Raw genomic sequence first — 9,949 nt, 5'->3', positions numbered from 1 at the left:
CTGGTTCCGGGCCCAAGGCGAGGTGTCGGCAGGCACGGCCGAGGGCCTCAACAACAAGCTCAAAGTGATCACCAGAAGGGCCTATAGACCTCCCCCGTTTCAGTGGACACCCTCCAACCGAAACAACCCCTCGTCGTCGTAGCTGATCAGTGCAGCGTTCTGTCACCGGCGCTGCGAGCAACCGAGGTCCCCAGGGGGGTCCAGGGGGGCTCGCAACCTGTGGATGACTGTGGAGCGCGGTGGACGAGTTGCGCTTCGCCAGCTGGGCGTCGAGGGGCGATACTGGAGGAGAGACCAAATGGGTAAGAGAAAGAGGAGAGTCTTCACCGCCGAGCAGAAGGCCGAGGCCGTCAAGATCGCGCTCGGCTCACGCAAGTCCATCGCCGAGGTGGCCCGGGATCTCGACGTGGGCGTCAGCGTCCTGCGGAGTTGGATCAAGCAAGCGGAGATCGACCAGGCCGCCGATCCCAACGGCCCGATGACGTCGGAGGAGCGAGCGGAGCTCGCGAGGCTCCGTCGCGACAACAAGCAGCTCGAGATGGAGAACGCGTTCCTAAAAAAAGCCAGCGCCTTCTTCGCCAAGCAGATGGGATAGGCATCGAGGTCTTCGAGATCATCGAGGCGGAGAAGGCAAATTTCCCCGTGGCCATGATGTGCGAGGTGCTCGAGGTCTCGCGCTCGGGGTACTACGCGTGGCGAGATCGCGAGCCCTCGGAGCGAGCCAAGAAGAACGTGAAGCTGGCCGCCGAGATCGCCGAGATCCACAAGAACAGCCGCAGGACCTACGGCAGCCCACGCGTCCACGCAGAGCTCTGTGAGCGGGGGTTCAAGGTCAGCCGCAAGCGAGTCGAGAAGCAGATGCGAGAGCAAGGAATCGTGGGTCGCAGGCGACCGAAGTTTCGCAGGACGACGGACTCCAACCACGACGAGCCGATCGCCCCCAACCTCGTCGCCCGCCAGTTCGACGTCGAGGAGCCCGATTGCGTGTGGGTTGCTGACATCACGTACATCTGGACCCTGCAGGGCTGGATGTACCTGGCCGTGGTCCTCGATCTGTTCTCCCGTCGCGTGGTGGGCTGGTCGATGGCCGAGCACATGCGAGTGGAGCTGGTCCTCGATGCGCTGCGAGCTGCCCTGGGCAAGCGAGAGCCCTCCGAGGGTGGCTTGATGTTCCACTCGGATCGGGGCTCGCAGTACGCAGCCAAGGACTACCGAGCTGCCCTCGAGGCAGCAGGCATCACATGCAGCATGAGCCGCCGCGGCAACTGCTGGGACAACGCGGTCGCGGAGAGCTTCTTCGCGACGCTGAAGACCGAGCTCGTCCACGACGTGATCTTCACCTCACGCGAGGCAGCGAAGACGACTATTGCGGAGTGGATCGAGATCTTCTACAACGGGAAGCGGAGGCACTCGAGCCTCGACTACCTGTCGCCCCTCGAGTTCGAGCGGCGATACTACGAGAACCTGGAGAGGACTGAAGTGGCGTAAATCGGGTGTCCACTTTTTCGGGGGAATTCCACCTACGGCCTGCGGACCTTCAAAGCGACCGAGATCGCCCTCTACCATGCCCTGGGGGCGCTACCCGAGCCCCCGGTCGCTCACAAATTCTTCTGACGAACCCGGAAAGGCAGACAACAGGTAGGTCAGAAATGGCCGGACGGCGTCAGGACCCCAGGTGTCGGCGATGAACTCGAGCAACAGACCAGCGCGGCAGCGCGTTCTCCGGCGCTTGCGTCCTGGTGGTGATACAGCATGGTGCGCGCCATCTCGGCCTGGGCGAGGTGCCGGTCGCGAGCGAGCACGTCGCGGGTGACCTGCTCGCCGATGACCGACTCTTCGAGGTCATCGACGGCGAAGACGAGCTCGACCGGGGACGGAAAGACCGCGAGCAGCTCGGGAGGGACGTCGAGCGACTCCGACAGCCGCCGGGGTAGGGTCCAGCCGGTGGGACCCTGGTACAGCAGGATCGGGACGACCATCGGGACAGTGATGCTGTTCTCGTGCTGGCGGATGTACCGCTCGTAGAGGCGACCCACGTAGACGATGAACCTCGCTGCCATCCTCGCGTCGGGCTTGCTCTGGTGCTCGAGCACGGTGTAGAGCGAGATTCGACGCTCCGACCCCGCGATGGCAACCGTGTAGAGGATGTCACTATGACGCGGCTCGAGCTTGGGATCGATGAACGAGCTGGGCTCGGCGCGTAGCGTGCCCCAGTCGAGTCGGTCGCAGAGCGTGGCCGGGAGGACCTGGCGTAGCTCGACGGCGGCGGTCTCGGGGTCGGTGAAGATGCGGTCGTGTGGATGGTGGGCGATGTCCTCGTCGCCGCTGACGCCGTCGCCGTCGTCATCTTCCTGTTCGTTCATCGAAAGGCTTGCCGGACTGTAGCGCGCGGGCACGGAACTGGGGAGTGGGAGGTGAGGAACCCGGAGGAATCATCCCTCCCTATGACGAGATGCACGGCCGGTGGAAGCATCGGATCTGCTCATCATCAACGTCGACGAGTAATCACCACCCATGTCGAAGAAGATCCTGACGGACGTAGACATCATGGGAATCGGCAATCGAGGGTGCAGACCCGGGCATACGGAAACCCACGGAGGCCGCGTAGGAGATCCCGTGAGAGGACGTCCTGTGGGCCGGCACGGTCATCCATACCACTCCAGGCAGTCCTCCGGTCCACCCGAGAATCCCAGAGCCCGCCCACTCGAGCGTCTCGACGCCGTCGTCTCGGGGGTGAACCAGCGATCGGCACGTGTCCGCAGGCTCGGCGCGGACGAGCCCATCACCTTCCGCTCATCCGAGACATTGGCGTCGTTGGAACGACACGGACCATGTAATGAAGTCGTCCATCGCCGAATGCAGCGATCTCAATGGATGAGGTACATTGCGGTCATGGCCAATCGCGTGTCCCTACCTCCGCCGCTGCTCGCGGACGTGGAGGCTCACCGCTGCTTCTCCGGCTGCTACTCCGGCGACTCGACCGGCGTCTTCTGCGCGGACGCAAGCCAGTCGACGGCTCCGATGGTGAACGTGCACTGTAGCGATTGTCTCACCTGACACATCGGTGCGCTGACCCACCTACTTCCGCCCTCGCTCCATCGCCCCGACGCCCTTGCCAACGAGCTGTCCACGCACATGCGTCGGCATCGGAGATCACTGCTGCAGTCGCCCCAGTGTAGAACCACATGGACCTCCGGTTTCGAGCCCGCCGTGGTCGTCGAGCACTTGCCGAGTATCGCCGCCGCCGCGAGAACGGCGAGTTCCTCCCCGGCGGGAGCAGCCCCGCCATCACCCTCGATGACCTCGGGCTCGCCGGCCATGCGTACCGCAGGCACCGGCGAGGTTTGCTCGACGTGCGGGCACGAAGTAAGGGTGCGGCCGCTGCTGTACGGAACCTACTCCGGGTGCATGTGCTGAACGACCGTTCCCGGGCCTCTCGAACGCCGCGCTTGATCCCTCCCGAGCCCGCGCCCATGCCAAGCTCCCTTCCAACGGCGGCAACCGACGCCGAACCCCGATGGATCCACCCCCGCGGGATCCCTCGACCGGGGCAAAGGGGAGTCGACTCCTCCGGTGGGACCGTCGCGTGATCTTCGCTGGCGGCCGAGGGCGGGGGCCTGGGCGCGCCGGATGCGAGGAGAACGACGATGACCCCCCACCGAGATTTCAAGTCCATCATCCGTGCTCGCCAACTCGAGACCGGCGAGTCCTACGCCGCCGCGTACGCCCACGTGAGACGCGATCGCGACGCCTTGCTCGGTCAACCCACCGACGATCCCGGCAGCGCGCCGCACGAGCGCGTCGATGCGGTCGTCCTGAAGGTGAGCCAACGGTCGGCCCGTGTCCGCGTGCTCGGCGAGGACCAGGCCCTGTCCTTCCACTCGCCCGATGTGTCGAACGTCGTACCCGGTCACGTCGTCACGTTGATCATCAAGCGTCGCCACGGTCTAGCCTGGGACGAAGCCGAGTCCGCGGATCTCGACGCCTGATCCACGCGCCGCCGAGCACGTCGATGGGCTTCTCACGATCGGACGACTGTCATGAGCAAGAAGAAGCCCCTCCCCAAGGATCTCCAAGACTGGGTGCAAGCACGCAAGCGCCACCATCTGTCGCACGTACACGTGCAGATGGCCCGCGAGCTCGGGATGAACCCCAACAGGCTCGGCAAGCTCGACAACCACCGCCAGGAACCCTGGAAGGCGCCGCTGCCCCTGTTCATCGAGCGCCTCTACCTCGAGAGATTCGGAAGGGAGCGCCCCGAGGTCGTGATGTCGATCGAGGAACGGGCACGCGCGCAGCGAGCCAAGCAGGCCGCACGGAAGGAAGCGAGACGCCGCGCGCGGGCAGCCCAAGTCGCTCCCGACCCGGAAACGGCGCAATGAGGGAGCATCCTGAGCGCCAGTGCGCCCGAGCCCACGCCTGCCCCCTACCTACTGCTCGCCCCCGTCCTCGGCCTCCCCGATCGCGACCCTGCGCGGTACGTGACGCTCCAGCATCCCGCGGGCTGGTTCCTCCGCCACGGTCTGCCGCCAGCGCGCGGGCGCGAGCTCCCCGATGCGCTCGGGCGGCCACTCTGGCAGCAGGCACAAGAGGTCGCGCAGGTAGGCCTGCGGATCGATCCTGGGCTCGATGCACGCGCGCAGCAACGTCGCGAACGTACCCTCGACGTCGAAGTCGTCGACGCGCTGGCCGTCGCCATCCGCCGGGGCCTCGCCGTCACGTGCGGCCACGATCGCGTCGGCGAGCGGTTGCAACAGCATCGCCACGTCGAAGCACCAGTCGTCCACGTCGTCGGCGTCGTACGGCAGCCCGTGCTCGGCGAAGGTGGCCGCCTGCTGCTCGCCCGAGAGCTCGTGGACGTAGCGTCGCACGATCGTCCACGCGAGCAGCCCGGGCCCGACGGGGGCGTTCGGCAGCACATCCGGAGGCCGGGGCGCCGTGATCACCAGCGGCTCGTCGTCGTCCCATCCGTCGTCCCACTCCTCGCCCGTCGCTTGCTCCTCCACGAAGAAGTCGAACCCTCCCCGTCCCACGCGGTCCACCAGTCGCGCGAGGATCCAATCACGGTCGTCCCTCGGCCCCTGCCAGTATACCGGCCGCGACGGCCGGCCGAGCGGCGTGTCCACCAATGGATCCGGTCGCGGCAGCACCATTGCCGGCACGAAGTCGGCGTGGGGCGAGAAGCCCAGCGTCGCCGCGAAGTCGAGCCCGTGGAACACGATCGATCGTGCCCATTCCGGCTCGCAGCGCGCGAGCGCGTCGCCCCGGCGCCCGAGTTCCCCGACGGAATCGGTGATCTCCGCGAGCGAGCGCGGCCCCAGAAGATATCCGTCCTTGACCCCCAGGCAAGTGCGATCGACCAGCATCACGTGGGCGAGCCACTGGCCACGGGGCAGCTTGCGGGTCACGATCACCGTCGCGAGCGTGGGCATCTGGAGGTCGTCTCCCAGCTCCGCGGTCGCCCATGCGGGCCCGAAGCTCCCCTCCTCCGCGAGCTTGACCAGCGCGGCCGGGCTCGTGGGCAGCTCCCGCGCCTTGGCGGCCTTCTTCGCCTCCTCTCGCTTGCGCTTGCGCTTCTCCTCCTGCTTGCGCTTGGCTCGCTCGTTCTTCGCCATCGCACGCGATCTACCACGACCTCGCGGCGCGAGTGGATCCTCGGCTCGCATGGCCCGACACGATCGATACCCAACGGCGGAGCTGGGCGGGCACCGCACCGGAAGGGGCCGAACGAGATCGCTCCCGTCCGGCTCCCACCTACTCGACGCCGTAGCGCGGCTCGACAACCACAGCCAGGAGCCCTGGAAAGCGCCGCTGCCTCGGTTCATCGAGCAGCCCTACCTCGAGCGGTTGGAAGGGAGCGCCCCGAGGTCGTGATGTCGATCGAGGAACGGGGGCGCGCACAGCGAGCGATGATGAGACGCGCGGCCGATGGAAGCATCGAAAACCGCTCATACCCACGCCCAAGAGCGTGTTGCTGTGTGCCCGCAGGGCTCATCGATACCACTCGAGGCAGTCCTGCGCCTCCTTGGTCAGACCGTAGACCCCCGGCGTGTCGGTTGGACGGAGCACGCGCCGACGCAACCACCCCTGGAGAGTGCTGGCCGGCAAGCCCGTTGCAAGCAGTTGCTGACGGGTCATGACGATGTCGGCCGGCTTGCCCCTCTTGGAGGACGCGCGCTTCTTCTTGGTCTTCGGCATTGCGATGACCTCGACCACCTTCGTGACGGTGGGGGTCCTCGGCTTTGCGATGACCTCGGACCCTCTCGTGGTATTGGAGGTTCTCTTCTTGGCGCTCGCCTTCTTGGTGCTCGCCTTCTTGGTGCTCGCCTTCTTGGCGCTCGCCTTCCTGGTGCTCGCCTTCTTGGTGCTCGCCTTCTTGGCGCTCGCCTTCTCGGTGCTCGCCTTCTTGGCGCTCCTCGTCGCAGCCGGAACCGCTGGCGCGCCTTCGATCTGCACGCCGAAGATGTCCGACAGCTCGCCGTCGAGTCGACGATCGCCTGCAACCTCTCCCACGATGTGCTTGGGCGAGCCCACCAGCTGCTGGGGGTCCACTCCCCGCAGCTCGAACAGCAGCTGCGGCCGCTCGTCGAGCCGGATCCCCACGCCGTAGAGCGCGGCGGCCACGTGCTTGCACATCGAGGCCCAGTCGGGGCAGCTGCACGCGAGCCGAATGTCGCGGGGCTCGGGGAACAGGCCCGTGCGCGGGGCGGTGACCGCCTCCATCACCTCGTTGCCGATGCGCCCCTCGAGCAGCTCGATCACCGAGGAGAGCCCTCCCGCGCACTGCTTGCGCAGCGCTGCCCAGCGCCCGCGAGCAACGGCCTCGATGTCGACGCGCACCTCGTAGAGCGAGTGCCCGAAGACCAGTGCGGTCACGCTCCCTCGGCCGATCGCGAGGTCGAGCACCGCCCCCTGGCGCAGGTAGGTTCTCCCCCGCGGCAGCCGATTGGCGTAGTCGTGGTACTGGTGCAGATTGTTGCACCACGCCCGCCCCCAGAACGTCTGGGCCAGCTTCTGGCCCTGCCCTCGAACCGGATCGGGATCTCGACCGAGCCGTCGCCGAAGCTCCGGCTCGCTCGGGCGAGGATCGTAGTCGCGCTCGCCGAAGTCCCAGTAGCCCCAGTACGACCTACGCGCCATGGATCGCGCTCCCCAGGTCCAGACGTACCGTCGCCATCAGCTCCTCCGTGCTCATCTCCGTCAAGGCCGCGGCTCCGTCGACCGACAGGACTTCGTCGGCCAGGGCCTGCTTGCTGGTGATCATCGCATCGATGCGCTCCTCCAGCGTACCCCGGCACACGAGCTTCTGCACCAGCACGTTGCGCCGCTGTCCGATGCGATAGGCGCGATCGGTGGCCTGGTTCTCGACCGCCGGGTTCCACCAGCGATCGAAGTGCACCACGTGCGATGCGGCGGTGAGATTGAGCCCGGTCCCGCCGGCCTTGAGCGAGACCACGAAGAACGGCGGCCCATCGTCGTCCTGGAACTGCTCGACCAGCTCGGCCCGGCGCCGCACCGGCGTCCGTCCGTCCAATCGCAGGCCGGGGCGACCGAACACCCCCTCGAGGAACTGCTGCAGCGGCCCCGTGAGCTCGCGAAACTGCGTGAACACCAGCACGCGCTCTTGTCGGGTCGCCAGTGCCTCGCACAGCTCGGCGAGGCGAAGGAACTTGCCGCTGTCGGCCGCCGACCAGCGTCCATCGCCGAGCCAGTGCGACGGGTGGTTGCAGATCTGCTTGAATCGCTGGAGGTACGCCAGGATGAGGCCGCGGCGACGGATCCCGTCCACGCTCTCGAGCTCGTCCGCGAGCGTGTCGACGGCATCCTGATACAGCGCCGCCTGCTTCTTGCTGAGCCCGCAGTAGGCGATCATCTCGGTCTTGTCGGGCAGGTCGGGCACGATGGAGGGATCGGACTTGAGCCGCCGCAGGATGTACGGCGCCACCAGCCGACGCAGCGGCGAGAACCCCTCTCCCTCGCTCCGCTCCATCGCGCGCACCGCTTGCCGAAACTCCTCCCGGCTCCCCAGAAGACCGGGACACGTGAAGTCCATGAGCGACCACAGATCCTCGATGCGGTTTTCGATCGGCGTCCCCGTGAGGACCAACCGTGCTCGCCCCCGCAGCTGCTTGACGGCACGCGCCTGCTGGGTCGCCGGGTTCTTGATGGCCTGGCCCTCGTCCAGGACCACGATGCCCCACGGGCGCTCGCGCAGCCACTTCGTCCGCGTGAGCGTCCCGTACGTGGTCAGGACGAGGTCGGCCCTCGAGGCCTGATCCCCGAGCGCGGTGACGCTGGCCGAGCCCGTCTGCGAGCGGTGGGCCACGAGTACGCTGAGATCGGGGGCGAAGCGGGCGGCCTCGGCTTGCCAGTTGCCCAACAGCGACGCAGGGACCACGATCAAGTGGGGCCCTCGCATGCCCTCGTCGTCGAGCACCAGGATCGACGCGAGGATCTGGATCGTCTTGCCCAAGCCCATGTCGTCGGCGAGACAGCCGCCCAGCCCCAGCCGGCACAAGAGCCTAGTCCACGCCACCCCTTCGCGCTGATAGCCGCGTAGCTCGCCCCGTAGGCGTGGTCCGGGATCGCGGCGGGCCGCGGGCCGTCCGAGCTCGGCGAGCACCTCGGCGAGCCACTTGCCGGCCACCACCTCGTGCCAAGGCATCGTGGGCTCGAGCTGGGCATCGTCCGTGGCGTCGGCCTCGGTGGAATGCAGGCCCGCCAAGAGCCGCATGCCCTCGGCGAACGAGAGCTCACCGGCGCGAGCGGCCTGCTCGATCGCCGCGAGCTGGTCGAGTGCCTGTCGAAGTCGCTCGGGATCGACCGCGACCCACTGGCCCCGGACGAGTCGAAGCCCCGCCGTTCCCTTCAGCAATGCGCGTCGATCTCGTGCCGAGAGCGGGTCCCCTTCCAGCGCGAGCGCGACGTCGAAGTCGAGCAGACCGTCGAAGCCCACCTCGCTGGGAGAGCGGCGGCCCACGGTCGCCGCAACGCGAACCCGACGTCCGCCGCTGCGCCACCAATCGGGGACCCGCACCACGACTCCGGCGGACTCGCAGGCGGGAACCTGGCACAGGAAGTCGAAGGCCTCCTCGGGCGTCCACCGCACCGCACGGTAGACATCGCCGCTCGCGACCATGCGCGCCACGAGCGGGCTGGCCGCGGCGGCGAGCTCGAGCGGTCGAAGCAGCCGCAGGAGCGTGTCGCGGTCGTCGGCGAAGGTATCCAGCGCATGCTCGAGGGTCCGGTGCAGTGGTCGACCCGACGCGTCGAGCCCATCCACCCAGGTAGCAACGAACGCGAAGGGATGGGCCTGGTCGCGCTTGTTCTCGGCCAGATGGAAGTACACGCGACCGATCCCGTGCCACGCCGGGTTCTGCGCCTCGAGCCACTCCGAGAGCTCGCCCCCGTGCCGTTGCAGCGCTGCGAGGCCGGCCTCGTGGATCTGCTGCCACGCATCGGTGAGCGTGGCGCGGCCGGCATATTCGGCTCCGAGCATCGGGGGGATCCGCAGCAGCAGCCGATCGAATGCACCCTCGGGTGGCGATGGCTCGTGGTCGGCGAGGGTCCCCGTTCGACACAGGGCCTCGTAGTAGGCGCGTCCGATCTCCTGCCCGAACGCGAGCGAGGGAGCCAGCGAGGCCCGCAGCATCGGGCCTGCGAGATGGAGCAGGCCATCGCCGAGACCCTGCTCGAATGCTCGTCGCAGCGCCGCGGGGGCGGCCGGGCCTCCATCGACGGGCACGGCCCGCAAATGCCCGCGCGGAGTGATCGACAGCTCGAGCGCACCCGCCATCGCGACGGGAGGCTGCACCCTCCAGGGGCTCCCCGCAAGTCGGCCAACGGCCTCCGCGCTCGAGCGATCGACCTCATCGGTCGACCGGTGGGGCTTCCGAGGCTCGGGCTCCGACTCCTGGGATCCCAGCGTCGCGTCCTCGTCATCCCGGAG

8 protein-coding genes are annotated in these 9,949 nt (G+C 67.6%); 4 read left to right on the top strand and 4 right to left on the bottom strand.

The genetic code is table 11. The features are described 5' to 3' along the window. Window positions 1-298 precede the first annotated feature (298 nt). A protein-coding gene (locus OEB96_RS25425; protein ID WP_266219316.1) for an IS3 family transposase occupies window positions 299-1,488 on the top strand; the annotation gives its coding sequence in 2 pieces (ribosomal slippage) (window positions 299-569 and window positions 569-1,488; 1,191 coding nt in all). A gap of 155 nt (window positions 1,489-1,643) precedes the next feature. On the opposite strand, the gene OEB96_RS25420 is transcribed toward OEB96_RS25425, so the two are convergent. After that, on the bottom strand, window positions 1,644-2,363 hold the full coding sequence (locus tag OEB96_RS25420) for an Rpn family recombination-promoting nuclease/putative transposase (RefSeq protein ID WP_266219315.1): 720 nt from the start codon (window positions 2,361-2,363) through the stop codon (window positions 1,644-1,646). A gap of 529 nt (window positions 2,364-2,892) precedes the next feature. Between OEB96_RS25420 and OEB96_RS25415 the strand changes: the two genes are divergently transcribed. The 3 genes from OEB96_RS25415 to OEB96_RS25405 all read left to right on the top strand — a co-directional run bounded on the left by OEB96_RS25415 (window position 2,893) and on the right by OEB96_RS25405 (window position 4,382). Next, entirely contained in the window at window positions 2,893-3,057 is a 165-nt protein-coding gene (locus tag OEB96_RS25415; RefSeq protein ID WP_266219314.1) for a hypothetical protein, read from the top strand. A gap of 590 nt (window positions 3,058-3,647) precedes the next feature. Beyond that, entirely contained in the window at window positions 3,648-3,989 is a 342-nt protein-coding gene (locus tag OEB96_RS25410) for a hypothetical protein (RefSeq protein ID WP_266219313.1), read from the top strand. Between the two features lie 51 nt (window positions 3,990-4,040). Beyond that, window positions 4,041-4,382, top strand: coding sequence for a hypothetical protein (locus tag OEB96_RS25405; RefSeq protein WP_266219312.1), 342 nt, complete (start codon window positions 4,041-4,043; stop codon window positions 4,380-4,382). 48 nt (window positions 4,383-4,430) lie between these two features. On the opposite strand, the gene OEB96_RS25400 is transcribed toward OEB96_RS25405, so the two are convergent. From OEB96_RS25400 to OEB96_RS25390, 3 genes are all read right to left on the bottom strand, one after another. Next, window positions 4,431-5,615: an IS66 family transposase gene (locus tag OEB96_RS25400; protein WP_266219311.1), complete on the bottom strand. Its 1,185-nt coding sequence runs from the start codon at window positions 5,613-5,615 to the stop codon at window positions 4,431-4,433. A gap of 376 nt (window positions 5,616-5,991) precedes the next feature. Beyond that, the gene (locus tag OEB96_RS25395) at window positions 5,992-7,140 is read right to left on the bottom strand and encodes an SWIM zinc finger family protein (RefSeq protein WP_266219309.1); all 1,149 of its coding nucleotides are present in this window, start codon (window positions 7,138-7,140) and stop codon (window positions 5,992-5,994) included. Next, entirely contained in the window at window positions 7,130-9,796 is a 2,667-nt protein-coding gene (locus tag OEB96_RS25390; protein ID WP_266219308.1) for a DEAD/DEAH box helicase, read from the bottom strand. Before OEB96_RS25390 ends, OEB96_RS25395 begins: the two co-directional genes overlap by 11 nt. Window positions 9,797-9,949 lie beyond the last annotated feature (153 nt).

It is taken from the genome of Paraliomyxa miuraensis (genome assembly GCF_026337845.1).
Lineage (GTDB): Bacteria > Myxococcota_A > Polyangia > Nannocystales > Nannocystaceae > Paraliomyxa > Paraliomyxa miuraensis.
This window is presented reverse-complemented; position numbering and strand designations above follow the sequence as displayed.

Bases quoted from the DNA above. Each gene is read 5' to 3' on its own strand.
- OEB96_RS25420 (WP_266219315.1), bottom strand. From the start codon at position 2,363: ATGAACGAACAGGAAGATGACGACGGCGACGGCGTCAGCGGCGACGAG.
- OEB96_RS25415 (WP_266219314.1), top strand. From the start codon at position 2,893: ATGGCCAATCGCGTGTCCCTACCTCCGCCGCTGCTCGCGGACGTGGAG.
- OEB96_RS25410 (WP_266219313.1), top strand. From the start codon at position 3,648: ATGACCCCCCACCGAGATTTCAAGTCCATCATCCGTGCTCGCCAACTC.
- OEB96_RS25405 (WP_266219312.1), top strand. From the start codon at position 4,041: ATGAGCAAGAAGAAGCCCCTCCCCAAGGATCTCCAAGACTGGGTGCAA.
- OEB96_RS25400 (WP_266219311.1), bottom strand. From the start codon at position 5,615: ATGGCGAAGAACGAGCGAGCCAAGCGCAAGCAGGAGGAGAAGCGCAAG.
- OEB96_RS25395 (WP_266219309.1), bottom strand. From the start codon at position 7,140: ATGGCGCGTAGGTCGTACTGGGGCTACTGGGACTTCGGCGAGCGCGAC.
- OEB96_RS25390 (WP_266219308.1), bottom strand. From the start codon at position 9,796: ATGGCGGGTGCGCTCGAGCTGTCGATCACTCCGCGCGGGCATTTGCGG.